Below are 24961 nucleotides of genomic sequence, written 5' to 3' on the forward strand. Positions count from 1 at the left end.
CGCGGAGCCGGGCGGACACGGCAGGCCCGCCCGTCCGGACGAACCGGACGGGCCGAACGGGCCGAACGGGCACGGCGAGTGGTCCTCGGCACGGTCGCGCCGCGGTGTCCCCTGGCTGCTCGCCGCCGGCCTGACCCTCCTCCTCGCCCTGCTCACGCTGATGTCGGCGGGGCTCGGCGCGTACGAGATCCCGCCGGGCGACATCCTCTCCTCCGTAGCGCACCGCGCGGGGCTCGGCGGGGGTGAACTCGCCCGGGTGCCGGAGTCCGTGCTGTGGAACGTGCGCTTCCCGAGGATCGTGCTCGCACTGCTCGTGGGCGCCTCACTGGGCTGCGCGGGCGCCCTGATGCAGGGCGTGTTCGGCAACCCGCTCGCCGAACCGGGCGTCATCGGCGTCTCGTCGGGCGCGGCGGTCGGCGCGGTCGCGGCGATCTCGCTGGGGCTGAGCTTCCTGGGCACCTGGACGCTCCCGGCGTTCGCCTTCGCGGCGGGCCTCGGCACGGCCCTGCTGGTGTACACGATGTCCCGCTCGGGCGGACGTACGGAGATCGTGACGCTGATCCTCACCGGTATCGCGGTGAACGCCTTCGCGGGTGCGCTGATCGGCCTGTTCATCTTCCTCGCGGACACCGCGGCGGTGAACCGGATCGCCTTCTGGCAGCTCGGCTCGCTCTCCCAGGCCACGTGGCCGAAGGTGCTGGCGGTGCTGCCCTGCGCGGCCGTCGGCCTGGCCGTCGCTCCCCTCCACGCGCGGAGACTGGACCTGCTGGCACTCGGCGAGCGGCCCGCCCGGCACTTGGGCGTGGACGTCGAACGGCTGCGTGTCGTCCTGGTGCTGGTGGTCGCGCTGCTGACGGCCGCGGCCGTCAGCGTCTCCGGTGTCATCGGCTTCGTGGGACTCGTCGTTCCGCACCTGCTGCGGATGGCCGCGGGCCCGGGCCACCGGTTCCTCATCCCCGGCAGTGCCCTGGGCGGCGCGGTGGTGCTCCTCGCGGGCGACCTCGCGGCCCGGACCGTGGCGGAGCCCGCCGAGCTGCCGCTCGGCGTGCTGACCGCGCTCTTCGGCAGCCCCTTCTTCTTCTGGCTGCTGCGCAGGACCCGTCGCAGGCAAGGAGGCTGGGCGTGAGGCTGTTCGGACTGCCAGGCGCGCGCACGGCGCCGCCGGAGCCCGTGCGTCCCGGTGACGTGCTCGCCGAGGCGGAGGCACTGCACGTCAGGCTGGGCACGCGCGAGGTGCTGGCCGGCGTGGACGTGGCGGCCCGTGCGGGCGAGGTGCTGGCACTGGTCGGGCCCAACGGCGCCGGCAAGTCGACCCTGTTGGGCGCGCTCGCCGCCGACCTCCCGGCCGCCTCGGGGACCGTACGCGTCCACGGGCGACCCGCGCACGCCTGGTCCGCGCGCGAACTGGCGCTGCGCAGGGCCGTCCTCCCCCAGTCCGCCACGCTCTCCTTCCCGTTCGCGGTCGAGGAGGTCGTACGGATGGGCCGGGCGCCCTGGGCCGGGACGGCCCTGGAGGACGAGGACGATCCCGCGGTGGCCGCGGCCATGGCGGCGACCGGGACCGCGGACTTCGCGGCCCGGCCGTTCTCGGCGCTCAGCGGCGGCGAGCGGGCGCGGGTCGCGCTCGCACGGGTGCTCGCCCAGCGCGCCCGGCTGCTGCTGCTCGACGAGCCGACCGCCGCGCTGGACCTGCGCCACCAGGAACTGGTGCTGCGGGTCTGCCGGGAGCGCGCGCGGGCGGGCGACGCGGTGGTCGTGGTGCTGCACGACCTGGGGCTCGCGGCCGCGTACGCGCACCGCGTCGTGATCCTGCGCGCCGGGCGGGCGGTGGCCGACGGGCCGCCGGCCGGGGTCTTCACGGACCGTCTGCTGTCGGACGTCTACCAGCAGCCCGTCGAGGTGTTCCCGCACCCGCGCACCGGGGATGTCCTGGTGAGTCCGGTGCGGGATTCTTGACCCGGGTTTGACCGTTGCGTGGGGCGCAGTTTGAGCCACCGTGATCAGGCCGTGCTCATACGCCGTCAGTGAGAGCGGGATCACTGGAAAGGCAGGTCGCGTGCGGGTGGCAGGCAGGTAAGGCTCGGATAACTTAGGCAAGCCTCACCACGGACTGTGCATCTCCTGTGCGCTCTCCGGGCCATCCCCCTGTGAACCATTCTGGAGCCTGTATGCCAGCCGTCCGACTCTCCGTCGTCACCGTCGCCGCGACCGCGGTCGCGCTGGCCGCCGTCACGGGCTGCACCGAGAAGAGCGACGCCAAGGGCGGCGACCGCGTCATCGAGGTGACGGCCACGGACACCGCGTGCAAGGTGTCCCGCAAGGAGTTCCCGGCCGGGCACGTCGAGATCGACGTGGCGAACAAGGGCTCCAAGGTGACCGAGGTCTACCTGCTCTTCCCGGACGACCGCATCGTCACCGAGCGGGAGAACATCGGCCCGGGCACCAGCCAGAGGGTGACCGCCGAGGTGAAGGCGGGCGACTACCGGATCGCCTGCAAGCCCGGCATGAAGGGCAAGGGCATCCGCCAGGACGTCCGGGCCACCGGCTCCGGCAAGGTCGCCGAGCGCGACCCGCGCCTGGACGCGGCGGTCGCCGCCTACCGGGAGTACGCGCAGGAGCAGGCCGACGAGACGCTGCCGAAGGTCGAGGTGTTCACCGACGCCGTCAAGGCCGGCGACATCGCGGCCGCGAAGAAGGCGTACGCCGTCTCGCGCATCGGCTGGGAGCGGACCGAGCCCGTCGCGGAGTCCTTCGGCGACATCGACCCGAAGGTCGACGTCCGCGAGGACGGCCTGGAGGAGGGCCAGGACCTGGAGAAGGACTGGACCGGCTGGCACCGGCTGGAGCGCTCGCTGTGGAAGGACGGGAAGCTCACCGACCGGGACTCCGAACTCGCCGACCTGCTGGTGAAGGACCTGAAGGACTGGCAGAAGCGGGTCGGCAAGGCCGAGATCACCCCGACCGCCATGGCCAACGGCGCCAAGGAGCTCCTCGACGAGGTCGCCACCGGCAAGGTCACGGGCGAGGAGGAGCGCTACTCGCACACCGACCTGGTGGACTTCAAGGCCAACGTCGAGGGCGCGCAGAAGTCGTACGAGCTGCTCAAGCCGGTCGCCTCGGAGAACGACGCGGAGCTGGCCGAGGAGCTGGACAAGCGGTTCGCGGCGCTGAACGAGCTGCTGGACACCTACCGCGAGGACACCACGTCGTACGAGTTCACCTCGTACGACAAGCTCGGCAAGGACGACGTCAAGGGCCTGCTGGACGCGGTGAACGCGCTGGGTGAGCCGCTGTCGAAGCTCGCCGCCGCCGTCGTGGCCAAGTAGGGGGCGGGTCCGGCATGACTCACCCTCCGCAGGACACCCCGCGCACCGGGCCCGCCGGCGCTCCGTCCCGGCGGGCGCTGATCGGCTGGGGCGGTGCCGGGCTCGCGCTCGGCGCCGCCGCGGCCGGCGGCGCGGTCGCGGTGACGCGTGCCGGCGACGACGTCGAGCCGACCGCCGCCGCGTCGGGTGCGGCGGTCGCCTTCCACGGCACGCACCAGTCGGGCATCGCCACACCGGTGCAGGACCGGCTGCACTTCGCGGCCTTCGACGTGACGACGCAGGACCGGGCGGCCTTCGTCCAACTGCTGAAGGACTGGACGGAGGCCGCCCGGCGGATGACCCGGGGGCAGGCCGTCGGCGAGGGCGCGTACGGCGGGCTCGCCGAGGCGCCGCCGGACGACACCGGTGAGGCGCTCGGCCTCAGGCCGTCCCGGCTGACCCTCACCATCGGCTTCGGGCCCTCGCTGTTCGAGCGGTTCGACCTGGCCGACCGGCGCCCCGGGGCGCTCGTGGACCTGCCGAAGTTCGCGGGCGACAACCTGGACCGGAGCCGCAGCGGCGGCGACCTGTGCGTGCAGGCCTGCGCGGACGACCCGCAGGTCGCGGTGCACGCGATACGCAACCTCTCCCGGATCGGCTTCGGCAGGGTCGTCGTCCGCTGGTCCCAACTGGGCTTCGGCAAGACGTCGTCGACGACTCCGGAGGCCCAGACCCCGCGCAACCTGATGGGCTTCAAGGACGGCACCCGCAACATCGCGGGGACCGAGACCGACCGGCTCAAGAGGTTCGTGTGGGTCGACGAGAAGGACGTCGACGAGAACTCGGCCTGGATGACGGGTGGTTCGTACCTCGTGGCCCGGCGCATCCGCATGAACATCGAGACCTGGGACCGCACCTCGCTGCAGGAGCAGGAGGACATCTTCGGCCGCGACAAGGGCGAAGGGGCGCCCGTCGGCAGGGCGAAGGAGCGCGACAAGCCGTTCCTGAAGGCCATGAAGCCCGACGCGCACGTCCGGCTCGCGCACCCCGACTCCAACGGCGGCGCGACGCTCCTGCGCCGCGGCTACTCCTTCACGGACGGCACGGACGGGCTGGGCCGGCTGGACGCCGGCCTGTTCTTCCTCGCCTACCAGCGCGACGTGCGCGAGGGCTTCGTCCGGGTGCAGCGCAACCTGGCCACCGACCAGCTCAACGAGTACATCCAGCACGTGGGTTCAGCGGTCTTCGCGATCCCGCCCGGCGTCCGGGACAAGGACGACTGGTGGGGCCGGGCGCTGTTCTCCGAGGAGGCCTGACCCGTGTTCGCGAACTATCTGATCGGTCTGCGCGAAGGGCTGGAGGCGAGCCTGGTCGTCTGCATCCTCATCGCCTACCTGGTGAAGACCGACCGCCGGGACGCCCTGAAGCCCGTCTGGATCGGCATCGCCGTCGCCGTCGCCCTCGCGCTCGGCTTCGGCTTCGCGCTCGAATTCGGCTCCCAGGAGCTGACGTTCAAGGCGCAGGAGGCACTCGGCGGCTCCCTGTCGATCCTCGCGGTGGGCCTGGTGACGTGGATGGTCTTCTGGATGCGGCGAACGGCCCGGCACCTGAGGGCCGAGCTGCACGGAAAGCTCGACGCGGCACTGCGGATGGGCACGGGCGCGCTCGTCGCCACGGCGTTCCTCGCGGTCGGCCGCGAGGGCCTGGAGACCGCCCTGTTCGTGTGGACGTCCGTGCGCGCCTCGGGCGACGGCACCCAGGCACCGCTGATCGGCGTGCTGCTCGGTCTGCTCACGGCCGTCGTGCTCGGCCACCTCTTCTACCGGGGCGCGGTCCGCATCAACCTCTCCACGTTCTTCACCTGGACCGGCGCGATGCTGGTCGTCGTGGCCGCGGGCGTCCTCGCGTACGGCTTCCACGACCTCCAGGAGGCCGACTTCCTGCCGGGCCTGACGGACAAGGCGTTCGACGTCAGCGCGGCGATCCCGCCGGACAGCTGGTACGGCACCCTGCTCAAGGGCGTCCTCAACTTCCAGCCCGACCCGACCGTGCTCCAGGTGACCGTGTGGTCGCTGTACCTGGTGCCGACGCTCGCCCTCTTCCTCGCTCCCTCGCGGTCCGCGGGGCCCGGGGTGAAGGCCGCCGCGCCGCTCCGCGAGGATGCCTGAGCCGGGCGGTCCCGGTCCCGCGCCCCGAGCGCGGCTGTCCACCGTCCGGGTCCGGGTGCGCGGACCCGTCACCCGGGCGGTCCCGGTCCCGATAGGGTTCCCCTCCGGGAAGGGGAAGGTGAAGGCACCTGATGAGCTGGGATCGCGGCCCTCGTAGGCCTCGCAGACTTGGCCGGAGCGCGTCGGCGGCGGCGCTGGTGACCGTGCTGTCGGTGACGGCGGGCGGCTGCGTGGTGGTGCACGGGGAGCGCGAAGTCCTCCCCGGTGCCACGAGGACCGAGGCCGCGCGGGCGCTGAAGGACTTCTCGACCGCCTACAACGAGGCCAACGCGGCCAACGACCCGACCCTGGACGCCGACCGGGTCACCGGTGCCCTCGGGGACATCGACGGCGCGAAGCTGAAGGCCGGCGGCAGCAACCAGCCGGGCGGCAACCCGGGCTATCTGCCGCTGAAGCTGACGGGCACCGAGTTCACCATCCCGGAGAAGGCGGGCTGGCCGCGCTGGTTCGTCACCGAGTCGAAGGCCAACAAGGGCCGCGACGAGGACCGTTGGCTGCTGGTCTTCACCCGGGGCGGACCCGACGAGGTGTGGGAGGTCTCGTACCTGACGATCCTTCCCGGCGCCGACATACCGGAGTTCGCGAAGGACGCGGACGGCTGGGCGCAGGCCGTCGCCCCCGACGCGGCGGACCTGGCCGTGGCTCCCCGCGCGCTGCCCAAGGCGTACGCGGCGTACCTCAGGGACGGCGGCGACACCTTCGCCCCGGGCACGCACACCACCAAGTGGCGCTCGGACCGCACGAAGAACGCCAGCCGGCCCGGCCTCGCCCAGCAGTACATCGACGAGCCGCTGACCTCGGGCGACTACGCCCCGGTGGCCCTGCGCACCGCGGACGGCGGTGCCCTCGTCTTCTTCACCACCCGCCACTACCAGCGGCAGACCTCGGCGCGGGGCGTCCCGATCGACGTGACCAACACGGATGTGAAGGCACTGATGACGGGCGAGCCGAAGCAGTCGCTGACCCTGGAGTCGGTCTCCAACCAGGCCGTGCTGGACCCGGCGAAGGGCGCGGCGGACCGTCAGGTGCGGTTCCTCGGCCGCATCCAGGGCCTCACGGGGGCGAAGGGCGAGTAGCCCGGCCGCCCTCCGGGGCCGGCCGGCGCGGCGGGTCCGTCAGCCCCGGAGGGGCCACGCGGCGACGTGCTCCCGGCCCTGGCCCGCGTACCGGGCGCACTCGTCGGTGAGCACCTCCAGCAGGGTCAGCGGGTCGGGCAGCGGATGCTCGGGGCCGCGCTCCCACTCCACCGCCAGGTCGCCTGGCAGCCGTGCGGGCGGCACCAGTACGTACGAGCCGCGGCAGTGCCAGCGCAGTCCGGGGTGCTCGTCCATCGTCTCGGGGTGGCAGTCCAGCTCGCACGGCCACCACTCGTCCTCGTCCTCGGGCGTACCGCGCGTGGCCGTGAAGAACAGCATCCGGTCGCCGCCGGACCGGGCGACGGGTCCCACGTCGACACCGTCGGCGAGCAGGCGCCCGAGGGCCTCCACGCCGGCCTCCAGCGGGACGTCCAGGACGTCGTGGACCATGCCGGTCGCGGTGATGAAGTTGGCCTGCGGCTGGTGCCGGGCCCAGCGCTCGATCTGCGCCCGGTCGGTGGTGGACTGGGTCTGCCAGGCGAACGAGACGGGGTGGCGGGCGGGCGTGGGACAGCCCACGCGGTCGCAGGAGCACCGGTACGCGGAGGGGTGGGCGGCGGGCGCGAGCGGCAGCCCCGCGCCGGCGGCGGCGAGCAGCTGCTCCTCACGGCCCGGAACGTCGGGGGCGTCCGTGCGGGGACGCCGGCCGCGCAGCCACTGGGAGATCCTGCCCTGCGCGCCCGAGGCGCGGCCCTTCTCTGCGCTCATCGAACCCCTCGCCTCGAATGGTCTGCGGACGCCTTGCTCCATCGTCCCACCATCCTGCGCCCCGGGTGGCCGGAGCCGACATCCGGGGTGGTCGGGACCAATCGCACCAAGGCCGCCATCGGGGCCGCGAGCGCCTTTCGCGCACATATGCCCGACTCCGGTGTCGGCAGGCTCACACGGCGCCGGAGGTCCGCGGCCGTGCCTCCCCCGTCGGCCGGCCCGCCCGCGGGCGACTCAGCGCGGGGCGATGCCGTACAGGGCGTAGTCGACGAGGGTGTCCACGTACGCGTACGAGATCGGGGCCGTGCGCTGGAGCCAGCGCTGGGCGAGCGGGGAGACGAAGAGCTCCAGCGCGATGCGGGGCTCGACGTCCGGCCGTACGGCACCGGCCCGCTGGGCGGAGCGCAACCGGTCGACGTAGAGCTGCAGCGAGGGTTCGAGCAGCTTGGCGACGAACTCCTTGCCGATCTGCTCGTTGACGAGGCCCTCGGCGGCGAGGGCGCGCGAGGGCACCTCGAACCTGGGGTCGAGGAGTTCGTCGACCGTGGCCCGCAGGACGAGTTTGAGGTCGGCCGCGAGGTCGCCGGTGTCGGGGAGGGCGTGGGGGTCCCGGCCGGGCTGCGCGGTGCGGTCGGCGGCCTGGTCGCCCAGGTCGAGGAAGGCCTCCAGGAGCACGTCGCCCTTCGACCCCCACCAGCGGTAGATGGTCTGCTTGCCGACTCCGGCACGGGCGGCGATGCCCTCGATGGTGGTCCTGGCGTAGCCGACCTCGCCGACGAGGGCGAGGGCGGCGTCGTAGATGGCGCGGCGGGACTTCTCGCTGCGCCGGGCGGTGTCGGGGGCGGGCTTGCGCGGGGGTCCGGCGGGCGTCTGGGCCATGCGCCGAATCTATCAGGTTGACAAGACGGTGCGTCTCGCCGCATCGTGGAGACGCTTCGGCGAGACGATACGTATCGTCATCTATCGGGGAGGAGACTGCCATGACCCGTGGCGGAGACATGCTGGGCGTCGGCGGCACCCGCGGCACGCTGAGCCGCGCGGCCCTGCGCGGCGGCGGCGGGGGCCGGGCGTTCGGCGGCGGCGAGGACCCGGCCGCCCGCAAGCGGGAACTGCTGCGCAGGCTCCGGGAGGAGCGCGCCCGCCGGGAGGCACGCGCGGACCCGGCGGACCCGGCGGACCCGGGTGACCCGGGTGACCCGGCGGACCCGGCTGACCGCGCGGACCCGGGTGACCGCGCGGACTCCGCCGGCCCTGCGCGGGCGGGGGCCCGGACGAACCGGGAACGGGGGCCCGCCGACGGGAGGCGTACGACCCGACAGGCGCCCGCGCCCGGCGGGGCCGACGGGGAGGCACCCGGCACGGCGTCGTGAGCCGGGCGGGCGCACGGGGTGGGCGGCGGGCGCGCGAGCCCGGCGGGCGCACGGGGGGTGCCGCGGCGCGGGCGCGAGAGCCCGGCGGGCGCACGGGGTGGGCGGCGGCGCGGGCGCGAGAGCCCGGCGGGGGACAGGGAGGGCGACCGGTACGAAGCCGTGGGCCCGGCAGGGCCACCCGGAAGGCGGCCGGCACGACGCCATGAGCCCGGCGAGCCGCCGGGGGGCCTGCGCGGCGTCATGAGCCGGGCGGGCCGGGCGCGAGAACAACCCGTTCGGCTCCCGACGCGAGGGCTCCCCGCACCGCACCATGGGCACCAACTGCCCCTGCGGTCCACGTGAGGAGCCCTCCTTGCACCCTCCCCGCCGCGCCACACCCCGGCGCTATCTGATGTGCCCGCCCGTGCACTTCGACGTCACGTACTCCATCAACCCGTGGATGGACCCCGCCAAGCCGGTCGACGTACCCCTGGCCGTGGCCCAGTGGGAGGACCTGCGCGACCGCTATCTGTCCCTCGGGCACACCGTCGACGTGCTCGCCCCGCGCCCCGGGCTGCCCGACATGGTCTTCGCGGCGAACGGCGCCACCGTCGTCGACGGCCGGGTGCTCGGCGCGCGCTTCGCGTTCCCGCAGCGGGAGGGCGAGGCCGCGGCGCACCTGGCGTGGTTCAGGTCCCGGGGCTTCGCCGAGGTCCGCGAGCCCGTGCACGTCAACGAGGGCGAGGGCGACTTCGCCGTCACCGCCTCGTACGTACTGGCGGGACGGGGGTTCCGGGCCAGTCCGCTGTCGCACGGCGAGGCGCAGGAGTTCTTCGGCCTGCCGGTGGTCGGACTCGACCTGGTCGACCCGCGCCACTACCACCTGGACACGGCACTCGCCGTACTGGACGACGCGGCGGACGAGATCATGTACTACCCGCCCGCCTTCTCGCCCGGCAGCCGCGAGGTGCTGCGCCGGCTCTTCCCGGACGCCCTGACGGCGTCCGGGGACGACGCGGCGGCATTCGGCCTGAACGCCGTCTCGGACGGGCTGCACGTGCTGCTCCCGCAGTCCGCCACCGGCCTCTACGACCCGCTCAGGGCCCGCGGGTTCGAGCCCGTCGGCATCGACCTGAGCGAACTCCTCAAGGGCGGCGGCAGCGTGAAGTGCTGCACCCAGGAGCTACGCCCCTGAGGTCCCGGTGTCCTCCTCGGGCGGCCACGCGTCGCCCCAGTCCACGTCCCGGGCCGCCCGGTAGAGCGCGCCGTGCCGCTTCGTGACGGTCGTGCGGCGCAGGGCCTCCTCGGCCTCGCACAGGTCGAGGAGCACCTGCCCCTTGCGGATCTGCGGCCTCCGCACGACCCGCGAGGGAGCCGGTTCCACCGGGAACCGGGTGGCGGCGACATAGCTGAACTTCTCGTCCTCGTAGGCCAGTGAGCCGCCCTTGACCTGCCGGTGCAGCGAGGAGCGGCTCACCCGCGCCGAGAAGTGGCACCAGTCCTCGCCGGGCACGATGGGGCAGCCGGCGCTGTGCGGGCAGGGGGCCGCGACGTGGAACCCGGCGTCGACCAGCCGCCCGCGGGCCTCGATCACGCGGGCGTAGCCGTCCGGGGTGCCTGGTTCGACGACCACGACGGCGCCCGTGCCCGCGGCGCTCGCGGCGGCGTCGACGACCGCCGCGCGGCTCTCCTCGGTGAGCTCGCCCAGGACGTACGACACCGTGACGAGATCGGTGCTCTCGATGGAGAGCGCCGCTCCGATCCGGGCGCGCCGCCATTCGGCGGGCTTCAGCAGCGGGTTGCGCGAGGCCAGTTCACGGCCGAGGGCGAGCGCGGGCTCGGCCCAGTCCAGCACGGTCACCGGCCGCTCCTCGGGCCAGGTGGCGCTGACGGCCCAGGTCGCCGCGCCCGTGCCGCCCCCCACGTCGACATGGGTGCCCGGAGTCCACCCGGGCGCGGCCCGCGTGAAGGCGTCGAGCGCGGCGCGTACCGCCTCGAACGTCGCGGGCATCCGGTACGCGGCGTAGGCCGCCACGTCCGCGCGGTCGCGCAGGATCGGCGCGTCGGTCGGGGTGGCGCCCCGGTAGTTCGCGATCAGCCGGTCGACGGCCTGCGCGGCCGCCTTGGGCGGCAGCCCGTCGAGCAGCCCGTCCAGGGCCGCGCGCAGGGTCTCGGCTGGGGAATCGGGGGCACTCACGGGGCGATTCTACGGTGCCGGTGGCGGCACCCGGCGCCCGTCGGGGCCCCGCACCGCGCGGGCCAGCCGGGTGGCCGCCGCCGCCCGCGGACCGCTGTCGGCGGGCCCGCGCCGGGGGTGCACGGTGTTGGCCAGCAGCACCAGGAACGTGTCCGTCGACGGGTCGAGCACCAGCGACGTACCCGTGAAGCCCGTGTGCCCGGCGGCGCCGTGGCCGGCCAGCTCGCCCATGAACCACTGCTGGTCCACGGCGAACCCCAGACCGGGCGGGGAGAGCAGGAGCTCCACGTAGTCGGGGCCCAGGATGCGGGCCGTGCCGTACGAGCCGCCCGCCAGCAGGGTGCGGCACAGGACCGCGAGGTCGCCCGCCGTCGAGAACAGCCCCGCGTGCCCGGCGACACCGCCGAGCGCCCAGGCGTTCTCGTCGTGGACCACGCCCCGCAGCATCCCCCGGTCCGCCTTGGCCCAGGGGCGCCGCTGGTCCTCGGTGGCGGCCGCGCCCGGGCACGGCCCGAACCCGGTGGCCGTCATGCCGAGCGGCCGTGTGACGCCGTCCCGGACGAGGACGTCCAGCGGACGCCGGGTGAGCCGCTCCAGGAGGTGCTGCAGGAGCAGCATGTTGAGGTCCGAGTAGAGGTACGCGCCGCCCGGCTCCGCGAGCGGCTCCTCGGCCCGCAGCAGCGCGAGCCGGGCCGCGTCGTCCGGGCAGTCGTACAGCGGGAGCTCGGGACGCAGCCCCGAGGTGTGGGTCAGCAGGTGCCGCACGGTGAGGCCGTGCTCGGCGGCGGCCGTGAAGTCCGGCAGGTACGCGCCCACGCGCGCGTCGATGCCCAGCGTGCCGCGCTCCAGCTGCTGCACCGCGGCCACGCCGGTGAACAGCTTGGTGAGCGACGCCAGGTCGAAGGGCGTGCGCGTGGTCGCCCGCACGCGGTCGTGGAGCGGCAGCTCGATCCCGGTGTCCGTCTCCCGGTCGTACGCGGAGTACCGCACCGCCCATCCCGCCGCCTCCTCGACGGCGGTCACGGGCCCCCGCCCCGCGACCAGCACGGCGCCGGCGGCCCACGGCCGGTCCCCCTCGGTGAGCTCGCGGAACTCCGCCACCAGGCCAGCCAGTTCGTCCGGGTCGAGCCCGGCCCGTTCCGGAGTGCCGGGCCGCAGTCTCGGGGTGCTCAGCTGTCCGCTCCCTTCGCGTCCGCCTGGCTGCGCCAGGGACGGCACAGTGCCACGAAGCAGCCCACCGCCACCAGTGCGCACACCAGCTGGACCGCGGCCATCGGGACAGCGGTGCGCTCCCCCGCGACGCCCACGAGGGGCGAGGCGATCGCACCGATCAGGAAGGAGCAGGTGCCGAGCAGCGCGGACGCGGAGCCGGCGGCGTGCCGGGTGCGCATGAGCGCCAGGGCGTTGGTGTTGGGCATGCACAGGCTCATCGCCGACATCAGGACGAACAGCCCCGCGGCGACGGGGAACAGGCCCACCTCACCGAAGACTCCGGCGGACATGGCGAGCAGCGCGGCCGACGCGGCGGTCACGACGGCCAGACCCGCCGCGAGGACCCTGTCCAGACTCACCCGGCCGACGAGGATCTTGCCGTTGACCTGCCCGACGATCACCAGTCCGACGGAGTTGACGCCGAAAAGGACGCCGTACGTCTGCGGGGAGGCGCCGTAGATCTCCTGGATCACGAACGGCGAGGCGGCGATGTACGCGAACAGGGCGGCGAAGGCGAACCCGCCCGTGAGCATGTACCCGGTGAAGACACGGTCCGCGAGCAGGCCGCGCATGGCGCGCAGCGCCTCGCCGACGCCGCCGCCGTGCCGGCGCGCGGGCGGGAGCGTCTCCGGCAGCAGCCGCCAGACGGACGCGGTCAGGACGACCCCGACGACCGTCAGGACGTGGAAGACGCCCCGCCAGTCGGTGACGCGCAGCACCTGTCCGCCGATCAGCGGCGCGATGATCGGCGCCACCCCGGAGATCAGCATGAGCGTGGAGAAGAACCGCGCCATGTCCACGCCGTCGTACAGGTCGCGCACGACGGCCCGCGCGATCACTATGCCGGCCGCGCCCGCGAGCCCCTGGAGCAGCCGGAAGGCGACGAGCAGTTCGACGGTGGGCGCCAACGCGCAGACGGCGGTGGCGGCCACGTAGACGAGCAGCCCTGCGATCAGGGGCCGCCGGCGCCCCCACCGGTCGCTCATCGGCCCGACGACCAGTTGCCCGAGCGCCATGCCCGCGAGGCAGGCGGTGAGCGTCAGCTGCACGGTGGCCGCGGACGCGTGCAGCGCGTCGGTGACGTCCGGGAGCGCCGGGAGGTACATGTCCATCGACAGCGGCGGCACGGCGGTGAGGCCGCCGAGGACGAGGGTGACCAGCAGGCCCACGGAGCGCATGGCCCGCCGGGGCGGCAGAGTCGGTGCCGCGGACGCGGAGCCGGCGCCTGCGGTGCCGATGTCCGCGGTGCCGATGTCCGCGGGGGCCGGCGCGCCCGTTATGTGCCCCTGCGCACCGTCCTGGTCCCGCGCGGTACGGCCACGCTCGGGCATCCGCCCCTCCCCGTCCGACCTGTCAGTGGATTCCGCGACCTATGCTCTCAGCTCGGACATGGTGGTCGGGACCGGCGCAGCCGTCGAGGTCGTCGGGGTCACGGAGCAAGGGGTCGGGATGGCTGAGGAACGCGTGCGGTGGGGTGTGCTGGCGACCGGCGGGATCGCGGCGGCGTTCACGGCGGACCTGGTGGACCTGCCGGACGCCGAGGTGGTGGCGGTGGCGTCGCGCACCGAGGCGTCCGCCGGGGCGTTCGCGGAGCGGTTCGGGATACCCCGGGCGTACGGCGACTGGGAGACCCTCGCCGCCGACGAGGACGTGGACGTCGTGTACGTGGCCACTCCGCACGCGGCGCACCGGGCGGCGGCCGGGCTCTGCCTGGAGGCCGGGCGCAACGTGCTGTGCGAGAAGGCGTTCACGCTGAACACGCGCGAGGCCCGGGAGCTGGTGGACCTCGCGGCGCGGCACGGGAGCTTCCTGATGGAGGCCATGTGGATGTACTGCAACCCGCTGGTCCGGCGCCTCAAGGGACTCGTGGACGACGGGGCGATCGGTGAGGTCCGCACGGTGCAGGCGGACTTCGGGCTCGCGGGGCCCTTCCCTCCCACCCACCGGCTGCGCGATCCGGCCCAGGGCGGCGGCGCCCTGCTCGATCTGGGCGTCTACCCGGTGTCGTTCGCGCACCTGCTGCTCGGGGAGCCCTCGGACGTGATGGCAAGAGCGGTGCTCTCCGAGGAGAGCGTCGATCTCCAGACGGGAATGCTGCTCTCCTGGGAGAGCGGCGCTCTCGCCTCGCTGCACTGCTCTCTCGTCGGCGGTACGTCGGTCTCCGCCTCGGTCACCGGCTCGCTGGGCCGTATCGACATCCCGGGCGGCTTCTTCCACCCCGACCGGTTCGTGCTGCACCGCGACGGCCGCGACCCGGAGGAGTTCACCGCCGATCCGGCGGACGGGCCGCGAACGAGCCTGAAGCACGAGGCCCTCGAAGTGATGCGCTGCCTGCGGGCCGGCGAGCGCGAGTCCCCGCTCGTCCCGCTCGACGGCACGCTCGCCGTCATGCGGACGCTGGACACGGTGCGCGACCGCATCGGCGTCCACTACCCCAACGAACAACGCTGACCCCTCCAGGGCCGTGGGTGCGGGGCAGCGCCCCCGCACCCACGGCCCCCCCCCCCCCCCACGGCCCTGGAACCCCGCACCCACCCCCCAGGGGCGCGGGGAACTGCGCGATCAACCCCGCGCGACCCGCACAAAACAACCCGGGCCCACCCCCACCCACCAAAGGGGCGCGGGGAACTGCGCAACCAGCCCCACGCGACCCGCACAGAACAAGCCGGGGCCCACCCCACACCCCCGAAGAACTACACGGGCTTGAGCCCAGGCTCCCCCACCTCACACACGAACGACGCGGCGACCGAAACCCCACCCCCCGGCACGGTCACAGCCGGCACCGTCTTGAAGTCGACCCGCGCCGCCTCCCGCCCGAGCGCGACGGTCGCATACCCGCGCAGCCCGTTGTAGTGCTTCATGTGCGGGTTCGCAGCGAGGTACCCGGCCCAGTTGCCCGGCCTGGCCGACCCGTCCCTGCCACTGGTGACGGACGTGGTGACGACCTCGGTGCCCACCGTCCGCGAGCCCGGGTCCGCGAAGTCCCGCTTGAGGTCGAACGCGTACGACACATGGACGTCGCCGGTGAGCACCATCAGGTTCTCCACGCCGGCCGCCTCGGCCCCCGCGAGGAGCCGCTCCCGGGAGGCGGGGTAGCCGTCCCAGGAGTCCATGCTCAGAGTCGTGTTGCCGGGGGTGGCGTGGTTGCGGCGGGCGAAGGTGACCTGCTGCGGAACGACGTTCCAGAGCGCGTCCGACCGCTTCCAACCGTCCGTCAGCCAGCGCTCCTGGGCAAACCCGGGCAGCGTCTGCGACGGGGCCTCGGACTCGGGCGTCGGGGTCTTCCAGCCGTCGCCGTTGGCCTGGTCGGACCGGTACTGCCGGGTGTCGAGGATGTCGAACTGCGCGAGCCGCCCCCAGGTCAGGCGCCGGTAGAGCTGCATGTCGGGCCCCTCGGGGCGCTGCGGGCGCCGCAGCGGCAGGTTCTCCCAGTAGGCGCGGTACGCGGCGGCCCGGCGCAGCAGGAACTCCTCCGGCGGTACGCCGTTCTCGGGGACGTCGCCCGCGTAGTTGTTCTCGGTCTCGTGGTCGTCCCACGTGACGACGAACGGGTGGGCCGCGTGCGCGGCGCGCAGTTCGGGGTCGGACTTGTAGAGGGCGTACCGCAGTCGGTAGTCCTCCAGTGTCACCGTCTCGCGGTTGAAGACGTCGGGCAGCACGCGGTCGGTGTAGTTGCGGGCGCCGCCGACCGCGCTGACCGCGTACTCGTAGAGGTAGTCGCCGAGGTGGAACACGACGTCGACGTCGTCCTCGGCGAGGTGTCCGTACGCGGTGAAGTAGCCGTCGTGGTAGGCCTGGCAGGAGACCGCGGCCAGCTTCAGGCCGCCGACCCGCGCACGGGACGAGGGCGCGGTGCGGGTGCGGCCGGTCTCGCTGACCCAACTCCCGGCGCGGAAGCGGTAGTAGAAGACGCGGTCGGGGTCGAGGTGGCCGACCTCGACGTGCACGGAGTGGTGGAACTCGGGGTGCGCCACGGTGGCGCCGCGTCTGACCACGTGCCGGAACCGCTCGTCGCGGGCCAGTTCCCAGCGCACCGTGACGCGCTCCGGCGGCAGTCCGGAGTCGGCCTGGTACGGGGTGGGCGCGAGCCGCGTCCACAGCAGCACGGACGTGGGCCGCGGATCACCGGAGGCGACACCGAGGGTGAAGGGGTCCTCGGTGATGCGGGCGGCGTCGAGTTCGGCGGCGGCCGCCACTCCCGCGGTCGGCAGGTTGGTGGCGAAGGCGAGCGCGGCGGCCGCACCGGTGACCGTGAGGAAGCGGCGGCGCCCGAGGTGACGGGCGGCGGCGCGGAGTTCGGGGGCGTGCGGCGACGGTTGCTGCGGGCCTGCGGGTGTCATCTGGCTCTCCCCTGACGGATGTTGTACAAGGCATTGGAGTGGCCAGGGTCGACGCGAGACTGTCACGTACACAACAGTCAGATGTCGGACAGATGAGTTCCGCATGGCGGACCGCCGCGGCGGTCGGACGGCCTCGCGTACGCTGCGGAGCCATGGACGCCCTTGGGACGAGGATCGCGGTCGTGACAGGTGCGGGCTCGGGCATCGGCCGTGCCGTCGCCGTCGAACTCCTGCGCAGTGGCTGGTCGGTGGTGCTCGCGGGCCGCCGCGCGGAGCGCCTGGAGGAGACTGCGGCCCGGGCCCGGGAGGCGCGCGCCGAGGGGCCGGACGGCCCGGGCGGCGGGACCTTGTGCGTGCCCACCGACGTGGCGCGGCCCGAGGACGTGGCGGGGCTCTTCGCGGCGGTACGGGCGCAATTCGGGCGCCTCGACCTGCTGTTCAACAACGCGGGGACCTTCGGACCGGGCGGCGTGCCGTTCGAGGACCTGCCGTACGAGGCATGGCGTCACGTGGTCGGCACCAACCTCGACGGGGCGTTCCTGTGCGCGCAGGCCGCGTACCGGCAGATGAAGGAGCAGGACCCGCAGGGCGGAAGGATCATCAACAACGGCTCGATCTCGGCGCACACGCCGCGTCCCGCCTCGGCGGCGTACACGGCGACGAAGCACGCTCTGACAGGGCTCACCAAGTCCCTGTCCCTGGACGGGCGTCCGTACCGCATCGCGTGCGGCCAGATCGACATCGGCAACGCGGCCACCGACATGACCGAACGCATGGCGACGGGCGCGCTCCAGGCGAACGGGGAGATGGCGCCCGAGCCCGTGATGGACGTCGAGGACGTGGCCCGGACGGTCCGGCACATGGCGGAACTGCCGCTGGAGGCGAACGTGCAGTTCGCGACGGTCCTCGCTACCGCGATGCCGTACGTGGGCCGCGGCTGAGGAGCACGACGGGGGTCCGCCGCGCCGCGAGGGTCAGGCCGCGCGGCGGGGGTCCGGCGGCACCACCTCGGCGAGAAGTCGCCGGTCCACCCCTGACCGCCTCACGCGCGGCGGGGCGGGCGGCGGCCGGCGGCCCGATCTGCACGAACGGAAGTTCCCCCTCCGGTACATTCCGGCCGGTTGCAGCCCTATGCTCGGCCTCCTCCACCGGAACTTCACACTTGGAGTACGGCCCTTCGGTGCCACATCCAAGGGGGGAGGCGGCAGCCGTTCCGGGCGGACGGGCGGGGGGCCCGCGGGAGACCGCGGGAGACGGCCCGTCGCCACGGGACGGCTGCCCGCAAACGGCCGCGCACCGCGCGGCACGGCTTCCCGGCAGGGTATGTCCGGCGTCGACGCTGACCGGCAGCGCCTCGGCCGGCCGGCCGGCCACGACGAAGATCCCCGACAGGGGCCAAGCGCGCCGCGGCGGGGGTGGTTCACCGGCCCGAGGCCAAGCGCGGCTCCGCGGCGCGGAAGCGGGCGCGGCTCAGCGACCCGCAGACCGGTGCGGCTCAGCAACCCGGAAGCGGGCGCGGCACGGCGACCCGGAAGCGGTCGCAGCTCGGCGGCCCTGAGACGGGCGTGGTTCAGCAAGCCAGAAGCGTGCGCGGCTCAGCGGCCCGCAGACCGGCGCGGCTCAGCGACCCGCAGACCGGCGGGTTCGGCGGCCCGGAGACCGGCGCGGTCGGGCGGCCCGAAGCCGGGCGCGGCCCGGCAACCCGGAAGCGGGCGCGGCGCAACGGCCCGCAGACCGGTGCGGTTCGGCGGCCCGGAGGCGAAGGGGCCCGGGGCGGGCCGGCCGTCGCGCGCGGGACGGCGGTCCGGCACCGGAGGCGCTACGCCTGACCCGTCTCGAAGCGCGCGATCCGGCCGTCGTCGTCGACGGTGAAGCTCCACCGCGTCTTCATCTCGCCCCAGGTGTCGTTGCTGTAGCGCGCGACGAGGGAGTGGCCGCCGTCCGACTCCCTGTCGACCTCCATGTGGCCTCGGGAGTCGAAGATCTCCCGTGCCGTCCACTCGTCGAGGTCGCGGTCGGACCCGTCGTCGGCCATGGTCGCGCCGGGGGCGAGGACGGCCCGGAAGGCCTCGCGGTCGTGCGCGTTCACGGCGCTGACGAACGCGCGGACGGCCGGGTCGCTGAGCTTGGTCACCTGAATCGTCATGTCCGCCAGACTCACACCGCCCCCGTGGGCCCGCCACCCGAACGGCCGCGCGGACCGCGGTCGCGGCTCCCGTTCGGTGCGACGGTGGGCACAGGGCGTACGACGCGCCCGGGACCGTACGAGCGGAAATGCCCGAGGAGTGACGACGACCGTGACCTCTTGCACCCGGCGCGATGTTGGACTGCTGCTCCTGCGGCTCGGCACGGGAGGCGTGCTGGCCGCGCACGGCGCGCAGAAGCTGTTCGGCTGGTTCGGCGGCCCCGGGCTCACGGGCACGGGCCAGTTCATGGAGTCGGTGGGGTACGCGCCCGGGAAGGCGAGCGCCGCCGCGTCGGGCCTGGCGGAGGCGGGCGGCGGCGCACTGCTCGCGCTGGGGCTCGCGACCCCGGCGGCCGGAGCCGCCGCGGCCGGTGCGATGGCGGGCGCGTCGGCGGTGCACGCCCCGAACGGGTTCTTCAACCAGGACGGCGGCTACGAGCACGCGGCCCAGCTGGGTCTCACGGCGGCGGGCCTGGCCGTGACGGGCCCCGGCCGGATCTCCCTCGACCACTTCCTCGGCCACACCGTCGACCGGGGCTGGATGGTCCCGGTCGCCCTCGCGGGCACGGCCGCGGCGACGCTGGCGGTCATCGGCATGCGCAACGCCCGCCTGCGCCGTGAACAGGAGGGGGAGCAGGGCGAGTTGTTCAGCTGAGAGGCGGACCACCGAGGCCCGGCACGGTCGTCGGGCGGTCCCCTCACGGTCGTCGGGGCCGGCCCGGCGGTACACGCGCCATCCGCTTCGGCGCCGCCCCTCCCCGTGGCAGGCTGGCCGGCATGAGCGACGATCTCTGGGAGTCCATCGACCGCCTCCAGGACTGGCTGGTACGCGCCCAGCCGGCCCGCCCGCCCCAGGAGGCCCTGCTCCTGCGGATGCTGAAGCTCTCGGAGGAGGTCGGCGAGGTCGCCGAGGCGGTCATCGGCGCCACCGGCCAGAATCCCCGCAAGGGCAACTCTCACACCTGGGACGACGTACGGTCCGAGCTGTGCGACGTGATCATCACGGCGGCGGTCGCCCTGCGGACCCTGACCCCCGAGGCCCGGGAGGTGTTCACCGCGCACCTCGCCCGGGTGACGGACCGCTCCCTGGACCCCGGCGGCCTCTCCTAGCACCTGCCCGGCGGGTCCCGGGCGAGGGGCGTGCCGCTTCCCGCGCCGGGGCTCCGCGCCCGGACTAGGCCGGGGTGCGCACGAAGGCGAGCGTCGACGTGACCGTGGCCAGGCCGCGGATCATGCCCAACTGGTTCCAGCCCATGCCGAATCGCGCCCGGTCCACGGTGAACTCCGCGGTGAGGACGACCTCGTCGGTGCCCGCCCCGGCGATGCTCGCGGTGACGGACTGCGGGCTGCTCTCCCCCCGAACCGTCAGCCGGCCGGTGACGGCGGCCGTGCCGTCCTGCCCGACGACGGCCTCGTCGACGGCGAGGACGAGGGTGGGGTGCCGCTCCGCGTCGAAGAAGTCGGCGCCGCGCAGATGCTGGTCGCGCTTGGCGTTCCCGGTGTCCAGCGACGCGGCCTCCAGCGTGACGGAGCCGCGGGCGGTGCCGTCGGGCAGCACCTCGCCCTCACCCGCGACAGCGCCGAAGGTGCCCTTCACGGTGACCAGGCCCCACATCGTCCGATGCGCGAAGGCGACGGTCGAACGGGCGGGATCGAGCTGCCACGGGCCGGTCTCTACGGCGGCGGTCATGGGGGTTCTCCTGACAGTGGGCTTGCGGCGGGGCGACGGGCACGCGGGCACCCCGAGGAGGCGTCCGAGGACTCGTCCCCGCGGCACCCTGCCAGTCGTCCAAATTTGGATGACCACACGCTAGCCCGTTATCCAAAAATGGACAACAGGTAGACTCGGGCCCCATGAGCGACTCTCCCGGACCCGCCGACCAGCCCGATCGCGGTCCGTCGGACGACGAGGGACTGCTCCCCGCCGAACTGCGCGCCTGGATGCGCCTGCTGGCCGCCGCCGGAGCGATCGAGCAGCAGCTGCGCTCCCGGGTGAAGGACGCCATGGGGGTCTCGCACGACGAGTTCCTGGTGCTGTGCCTGCTGGCCGACCAGCCCGGCTCCAGCCTCCGCATGACCCGGATCGCGGAACTCCTCGGCCGCCCCAAGACCCGTCTGACCTACCAGGTGGCCTGCCTCCAGCACGCCGGGCTCGTCAGCAGGAACTCGGCGTGCGGCGACCGGCGCGGCATCGAGGTGGCGCTCACGGACAAGGCGCGCCGGCTGCTCGGCGAGTCCTCGCGCCCGCTGGCCGACGCGGTGTCCCTGGCGATCTCGCGGACGGCCTGCGACCAGCGGTACACGCAGCTCCACGACCTGCTGCCGGCCGCCCACGGCACCGCGCAGACGCCTCCGCCGCACTCCGCCGGATAGCGGTCGCCCCAGCCGTTGGCGACGGTCCGCCCGGACTGCGGGGCGAAGGCCGGCCGCCGGTCCTCGACGCGGCCGGTACCGGTGCCGGCGATCGCCACCGAGCCGGTCGACCCCGTACCCATGCGCCGGGCGTGGCCGTCACACGGCAGGCGCCCGGCTGGGGCGCGGGGCCCGAACCGCCCAGGCCGAGGGACCTGAGCACCCCGGGCAGCCGTGCCGTACCCGCCCCGGTCGGCGGACCCGCGCACGCGCCGCCTCCGGACTCTTGCATGTTCTATGCCATAGACCATAGATTGCCGACACCATGGATTACTGGCAGGTAGCTTCGCGGCGGGCCTCCCGGGCCCGCTCCCGGGGCGGGTACGGGACGGCGGTGACCGGCGCATGAGCCCTCGCAGGAGCGACAGCCGCCGACGGATGGTGCTCAGCACGGCCGAACTGCTGCGCGAGTACGGCGCGGGTGCCACGAGCATCGACCGGGTCCTCGCGCACAGTGGCGCCCCTCGCGGGTCCGTCTACCACCACTTCCCCGGCGGGCGTGCTCAGTTGATCGACGAGGCCGTGGCGCTGGCCGGCGACTTCATCGCCGGTCTGATCGAGGCCGCCGCGGAGGCGGACGACCCGCCCGCGGCCGTCGACTCGTTCTTCGCGCTGTGGCGCGGCCGGCTGGTCGACAGCGGCTTCCGGTGCGGCTGCCCGATCGTGGCCGTCGTCGTGGAGACGAACGATGAGGCACCGCAGGCGGTCCGCACGGCGGGCGCGGTCTTCGCCCGCTGGCGCGCCGCGCTGGCCGCGTTGTTCGTGGCGCACGGCCTGCCCGACGCGCGGGGTCAGCGCCTCGCCTCCTTCGTCATCGCGGCGGTCGAGGGTGCCGTGATCATGTGCCGGGCGGAACAGAGCATCGATCCGCTGGAGGCGACCGCGGAGGAGATCCGCGACGTCGTGTCGCGGGCGCTGCGCGGGGGCACCGGGCCGGACGCCGGACCGGATGCGGGACCTGGCGTCGGGCCGAGTACCGGATCCGGCGTCGGACCGGACGTCGGATCCGGCGTCGGACCGGACGCCGGGCCTGGTTCGGGCCCTGCCGTGACCGGCTCCCCCTGACGCCGGCCGGGCCGCACCCTGCCGCCGTCGCACGCGCCCGGCCAGGACCCCGAGCCGAACGACCCGTTCCCGCTCGGACCCGTTCCGCTTCGACCCGTAGGACCGCCTTCCCTTCCGACCAGACCCGCCCCGACCCGCCCCGACCGAAGGAGCCCACCGTGCCGATACTCGACCGCGAGGACGACGTCTTCGTCCTGGACCTCGGAGCCGGCGAGAACCGATTCCACCCCGACTGGATCGCCGCCGTGCACGCCGCTCTGGACGAGGTGGAGAAGGCCGACGGGCCTCGGGCCCTGGTGACCGCCGCCACCGGCAAGTTCTGGTCCAACGGCCTCGACCTCGACTGGCTGTTCGCCCACGCCGACCGGCACGAGGAGTACGTCGTGTCGGTGCACGGGCTCCTGGCCCGGACGCTCTCCCTGCCCGTCGTCACCGTGGCCGCCCTCCAGGGGCACACGTTCGCGGCCGGGGCGATGCTCTCGCTCGCCCACGACTTCCGTGTGATGCGCGCCGACCGCGGCTACTGGTGCCTGCCGGAGGCCGACATCAACATCCCCTTCACTCCCGGCATGTCCGCGCTGATCCAGTCCCGGCTTACCGCGCGGACCGCGCACGAGGCCATGCTGACGGCCCGCCGGTACGGCGGCACCGACGCGCTCGCCGCCGGGCTCGTCGACCGGGTGGCGGACGAGGACTCCGTACGGCGCACCGCCGTGGAGACGGCACGGGCCCAGGCCGCCAAGGCCGGCCCCACCCTCGGCACCATCAAGGCCCGCATGTACGCGTCCGTACTGGAGACCCTGCGCGACACGGCCGCCCCGCTCGGCTAGCCGACGCGCCGGGCTGCCGCCCCGCTGAGCCGGTCGACTCGCTCGGCCGGCCGACCCCGCACCACGAGCCAGTACACGCACGCACCAGCACAAGGATCAGCGAGGAGCCCCCATGTCCACAGTGGACGTCACCGCCCTGTCCGGCCTCGACCTCATGAAGTGGGTGCAGACCGAACGTCCGGCGGACCTCCCTTCCATCGGCAGGCTGCTCGGCATGCGCTTCGACGAGGTCGAGCACGGCCGGATCGTCGTCTCACTGGACACCCGTCCCGACTTCGCGAACCCTCTCGGCACCGTCCACGGCGGCATCGCGGCGACCCTGCTCGACTCGGCGATGGGCTGCGCGGTGCACACGACCCTGCCCGCCGGCGTCGGCTGCACCACCCTGGAGCTGAAGGTGAACTACATCCGCGCCGCGCGCACCGACGGACGGACCCTCACCGCAGAGGGCACGGTCGTGCACGCGGGCCGCCGCACGGCGACCGCGGAGGGCAAGGTCCTCGACGAGCAGGGCCGGCTGATCGCCCACGCGACCACGACCTGCCTGATCCTGCGCCCGACGGACTGACCGGGGGCCCGCGGAGCCCCGCGGGCCGACCGGGGGCCGCACAGGCCACCGCGCCGCCGAGCACGGCCGCCACAGCCACAGCCGCAGCGGGCAGCCGCGCCCCGGCAGGACGGCCCCGGAATCAGGAACCGGTGTCGGGATCGGTGTCGGTCGCAGCCAGTACCGCGACCCCGGTCCGGGCCGGATCGAGCACGGCGAACGCCACGTCCGCCGTGTCGTGGTGGAACCAGTCCGTGAACGCCATGAATCGCAGCCACCGGTGGTCGGCGGCACGCCGCACGGCCTCCAGCGGCGGCGTCCCGGCGGGCAGCCCCAGCAACGCGTGGAAGCTGTTCCAGGCGTACAGCCTGGCGTACGCGCCGCCCTGCCCCTGCCCGTTCACTCCGCCGTTGAAGGACGCCGAGAACAGCTCGCCGAGCACGTCGTCGGGCGTCGTCGCGCAGGCGACGGCACCGCCCCGGCGCGTGCCCTCGCCCGCCAGGCAGTCCAGGTCCAGTTCCCTGATGAAGGACATCCCGAAGTCGTCCGGGCCGAGCGGTCCCGCCGAAGTGAAGAACCGCGCTTCGGGCTCGCGGGCCCATCCGCCCGCGGTGAAGGGCTCGGCGGCCGACCGTGCGCGCCCGTCGTCGGGCGTCCGGGCGGCCGTGCGACCGGCCGCCGCACCGCCGTCGGTGGGCGGGACCTCCGGGAAGCGCGACCGGAGCTGTTCCGTGGTCCTGACGGGCCCGAGTCCCCGCACACGGACCGCGAACCGGTGCTCGACGTCCAGCCGCGTCCGGGGCAGCCGGGCCAGCGGGTGCCCCAACTCGCGCAGCCTCTCCGCGTACGCGTCCAGGAGAGGCCGGCCGCGCCCCGCGCCGATCAGGGCGAGCTCGCCCAGCACGCAGGCCCGAACCTCCACCACGGGGTCGTCGGCGGTATCCGGGAACTCCCCGAACAAGGGCTCCAGGTCGCGCAGTTGCTGGGACACGGCCAGCTTCGCCGCCACCGAGCGCCGCAGCAGGACGTTCTCCTCGCGGTACGAGGACCCGGCCGGCAGCAGTCGGCCCACGATGTCCACGGCAGACCGCGCGCAGTCCCGGGAGCGCGTCTCCGCGAGGGTCTCGGCGATCCGTCGTACGGCCCGCGCCGCGGAAGCCCCGTCGGACCCCGTCGCCGCCCGTCCCGCCGGCCTCTGCGGTCCGTCACCGTGGCCGGTCGTCTGACGGCACAGCCGCTCCACCGCCGCGTACAGATCCTGCGGCCGGGTCTCGGCCAGCTCCTTCAGCTCCGCCGGGTCGGTCCGCTCCCCGGGATGCCACCGGGGGGCACCGTCGCCGGGCGTCACGTCGTTGTCGTTCACGCGCGAAGTCTACGAGCAGGGGTTCGAGTAACTTTGCTGATGCGTAGGCGCGTTGAGCGAACGTTGTGACGGGGGTTGCGTGGT

Annotated in this window: 25 protein-coding genes; 16 read left to right on the plus strand and 9 right to left on the minus strand. The window is 74.0% G+C overall.

Annotated elements, in window-relative coordinates; genetic code table 11:
• The first annotated feature begins 115 nt into the window (after nucleotides 1-115).
• The 6 genes from IE265_RS18555 to IE265_RS18580 all read left to right on the plus strand — a co-directional run bounded on the left by IE265_RS18555 (nucleotide 116) and on the right by IE265_RS18580 (nucleotide 6609).
• Nucleotides 116-1126, plus strand: coding sequence for a FecCD family ABC transporter permease (locus IE265_RS18555; RefSeq protein ID WP_190036796.1), 1011 nt, complete (start codon nucleotides 116-118; stop codon nucleotides 1124-1126).
• Nucleotides 1117-1956, plus strand: a complete 840-nt coding sequence (locus IE265_RS18560; RefSeq protein ID WP_373302984.1) for a heme ABC transporter ATP-binding protein — start codon at nucleotides 1117-1119, stop codon at nucleotides 1954-1956. Before IE265_RS18555 ends, IE265_RS18560 begins: the two co-directional genes overlap by 10 nt.
• 212 nt (nucleotides 1957-2168) lie before the next feature.
• Nucleotides 2169-3326 carry an iron uptake system protein EfeO gene (gene efeO / locus IE265_RS18565; RefSeq protein ID WP_190036720.1) on the plus strand — a complete coding sequence of 386 codons (1158 nt, stop codon included), beginning with the start codon at nucleotides 2169-2171 and terminating at the stop codon, nucleotides 3324-3326.
• Nucleotides 3327-3340: 14 nt separating this feature from the next.
• Nucleotides 3341-4621 (plus strand): iron uptake transporter deferrochelatase/peroxidase subunit, encoded by a 1281-nt coding sequence (gene efeB / locus IE265_RS18570; RefSeq protein ID WP_190036721.1) that lies wholly within the window; start codon nucleotides 3341-3343, stop codon nucleotides 4619-4621.
• Nucleotides 4622-4624: 3 nt separating this feature from the next.
• Nucleotides 4625-5473 carry an iron uptake transporter permease EfeU gene (gene efeU, locus IE265_RS18575; protein ID WP_190036722.1) on the plus strand — a complete coding sequence of 283 codons (849 nt, stop codon included), beginning with the start codon at nucleotides 4625-4627 and terminating at the stop codon, nucleotides 5471-5473.
• 131 nt (nucleotides 5474-5604) lie between these two features.
• The gene (locus IE265_RS18580) at nucleotides 5605-6609 is read left to right on the plus strand and encodes an SCO2278 family lipoprotein (RefSeq protein ID WP_190036723.1); all 1005 of its coding nucleotides are present in this window, start codon (nucleotides 5605-5607) and stop codon (nucleotides 6607-6609) included.
• Nucleotides 6610-6648: 39 nt separating this feature from the next.
• Here IE265_RS18580 and IE265_RS18585 read toward each other — a convergent pair whose 3' ends face one another.
• Entirely contained in the window at nucleotides 6649-7377 is a 729-nt protein-coding gene (locus tag IE265_RS18585; protein ID WP_190036724.1) for a bifunctional DNA primase/polymerase, read from the minus strand.
• A 234-nt stretch (nucleotides 7378-7611) separates the two neighbouring features.
• On the minus strand, nucleotides 7612-8256 hold the full coding sequence (locus tag IE265_RS18590) for a TetR/AcrR family transcriptional regulator (protein ID WP_190036725.1): 645 nt from the start codon (nucleotides 8254-8256) through the stop codon (nucleotides 7612-7614).
• A gap of 101 nt (nucleotides 8257-8357) precedes the next feature.
• On the opposite strand from IE265_RS18590, the gene IE265_RS39120 reads away from it, so the two are divergent.
• Both IE265_RS39120 and ddaH read left to right on the plus strand, forming a co-directional pair.
• Entirely contained in the window at nucleotides 8358-8747 is a 390-nt protein-coding gene (locus IE265_RS39120; RefSeq protein WP_190036801.1) for a DUF6243 family protein, read from the plus strand.
• A gap of 391 nt (nucleotides 8748-9138) precedes the next feature.
• Nucleotides 9139-9921 carry a dimethylargininase gene (gene ddaH, locus IE265_RS18600; RefSeq protein ID WP_506005199.1) on the plus strand — a complete coding sequence of 261 codons (783 nt, stop codon included), beginning with the start codon at nucleotides 9139-9141 and terminating at the stop codon, nucleotides 9919-9921.
• Here ddaH and IE265_RS18605 read toward each other — a convergent pair.
• From IE265_RS18605 to IE265_RS18615, 3 genes are read right to left on the minus strand one after another with little or no spacing between them, the layout of a single operon-like run.
• Nucleotides 9910-10923, minus strand: a complete 1014-nt coding sequence (locus IE265_RS18605; protein ID WP_190036727.1) for a small ribosomal subunit Rsm22 family protein — start codon at nucleotides 10921-10923, stop codon at nucleotides 9910-9912. The two genes, ddaH and IE265_RS18605, sit on opposite strands and share 12 nt — an antisense overlap.
• Before the next feature lie 9 nt (nucleotides 10924-10932).
• A complete protein-coding gene (locus tag IE265_RS18610; RefSeq protein ID WP_190036728.1) occupies nucleotides 10933-12141 on the minus strand; it encodes a serine hydrolase domain-containing protein in 1209 nt (402 codons plus the stop codon).
• Complete coding sequence (locus tag IE265_RS18615) at nucleotides 12093-13466, minus strand: multidrug effflux MFS transporter (RefSeq protein ID WP_190036729.1); 1374 nt, start codon at nucleotides 13464-13466, stop codon at nucleotides 12093-12095. The genes IE265_RS18610 and IE265_RS18615 overlap by 49 nt, the downstream gene beginning before the upstream one ends.
• A gap of 118 nt (nucleotides 13467-13584) precedes the next feature.
• Here IE265_RS18615 and IE265_RS18620 point away from each other — a divergent pair, with 118 nt between their 5' ends.
• Nucleotides 13585-14586, plus strand: coding sequence for a Gfo/Idh/MocA family protein (locus tag IE265_RS18620; protein ID WP_190036730.1), 1002 nt, complete (start codon nucleotides 13585-13587; stop codon nucleotides 14584-14586).
• A gap of 242 nt (nucleotides 14587-14828) precedes the next feature.
• Here IE265_RS18620 and IE265_RS18625 read toward each other — a convergent pair whose 3' ends face one another.
• Complete coding sequence (locus IE265_RS18625; RefSeq protein WP_190036731.1) at nucleotides 14829-16475, minus strand: alkaline phosphatase D family protein; 1647 nt, start codon at nucleotides 16473-16475, stop codon at nucleotides 14829-14831.
• Between the two features lie 152 nt (nucleotides 16476-16627).
• On the opposite strand from IE265_RS18625, the gene IE265_RS18630 reads away from it, so the two are divergent.
• Nucleotides 16628-17416: an SDR family oxidoreductase gene (locus IE265_RS18630; protein WP_190036732.1), complete on the plus strand. Its 789-nt coding sequence runs from the start codon at nucleotides 16628-16630 to the stop codon at nucleotides 17414-17416.
• Nucleotides 17417-18294: 878 nt separating this feature from the next.
• On the opposite strand, the gene IE265_RS18635 is transcribed toward IE265_RS18630, so the two are convergent.
• Complete coding sequence (locus IE265_RS18635) at nucleotides 18295-18621, minus strand: nuclear transport factor 2 family protein (protein ID WP_190036733.1); 327 nt, start codon at nucleotides 18619-18621, stop codon at nucleotides 18295-18297.
• A 151-nt stretch (nucleotides 18622-18772) separates the two neighbouring features.
• On the opposite strand from IE265_RS18635, the gene IE265_RS18640 reads away from it, so the two are divergent.
• Both IE265_RS18640 and IE265_RS18645 read left to right on the plus strand, forming a co-directional pair.
• A complete protein-coding gene (locus tag IE265_RS18640) occupies nucleotides 18773-19315 on the plus strand; it encodes a DoxX family protein (protein ID WP_190036734.1) in 543 nt (180 codons plus the stop codon).
• Between the two features lie 122 nt (nucleotides 19316-19437).
• The gene (locus IE265_RS18645) at nucleotides 19438-19770 is read left to right on the plus strand and encodes a MazG-like family protein (RefSeq protein ID WP_190036735.1); all 333 of its coding nucleotides are present in this window, start codon (nucleotides 19438-19440) and stop codon (nucleotides 19768-19770) included.
• Nucleotides 19771-19834: 64 nt separating this feature from the next.
• On the opposite strand, the gene IE265_RS18650 is transcribed toward IE265_RS18645, so the two are convergent.
• On the minus strand, nucleotides 19835-20350 hold the full coding sequence (locus IE265_RS18650) for a YceI family protein (protein ID WP_190036736.1): 516 nt from the start codon (nucleotides 20348-20350) through the stop codon (nucleotides 19835-19837).
• A 164-nt stretch (nucleotides 20351-20514) separates the two neighbouring features.
• Here IE265_RS18650 and IE265_RS18655 point away from each other — a divergent pair, with 164 nt between their 5' ends.
• From IE265_RS18655 to IE265_RS18670, 4 genes are all read left to right on the plus strand, one after another.
• A complete protein-coding gene (locus tag IE265_RS18655; protein WP_190036737.1) occupies nucleotides 20515-21033 on the plus strand; it encodes a MarR family winged helix-turn-helix transcriptional regulator in 519 nt (172 codons plus the stop codon).
• Between the two features lie 384 nt (nucleotides 21034-21417).
• Nucleotides 21418-22137 carry a TetR/AcrR family transcriptional regulator gene (locus tag IE265_RS18660; RefSeq protein ID WP_229916271.1) on the plus strand — a complete coding sequence of 240 codons (720 nt, stop codon included), beginning with the start codon at nucleotides 21418-21420 and terminating at the stop codon, nucleotides 22135-22137.
• A 158-nt stretch (nucleotides 22138-22295) separates the two neighbouring features.
• Nucleotides 22296-22967 carry an enoyl-CoA hydratase-related protein gene (locus tag IE265_RS18665; protein ID WP_190036738.1) on the plus strand — a complete coding sequence of 224 codons (672 nt, stop codon included), beginning with the start codon at nucleotides 22296-22298 and terminating at the stop codon, nucleotides 22965-22967.
• A 112-nt stretch (nucleotides 22968-23079) separates the two neighbouring features.
• Complete coding sequence (locus IE265_RS18670; protein WP_190036739.1) at nucleotides 23080-23535, plus strand: PaaI family thioesterase; 456 nt, start codon at nucleotides 23080-23082, stop codon at nucleotides 23533-23535.
• A 121-nt stretch (nucleotides 23536-23656) separates the two neighbouring features.
• Here IE265_RS18670 and IE265_RS18675 read toward each other — a convergent pair whose 3' ends face one another.
• Nucleotides 23657-24877 (minus strand): DUF6183 family protein, encoded by a 1221-nt coding sequence (locus tag IE265_RS18675; RefSeq protein ID WP_229916273.1) that lies wholly within the window; start codon nucleotides 24875-24877, stop codon nucleotides 23657-23659.
• Nucleotides 24878-24961 lie beyond the last annotated feature (84 nt).

The organism is Streptomyces fructofermentans (assembly GCF_014651055.1).
GTDB classification, from domain to species: domain Bacteria; phylum Actinomycetota; class Actinomycetes; order Streptomycetales; family Streptomycetaceae; genus Streptomyces; species Streptomyces fructofermentans.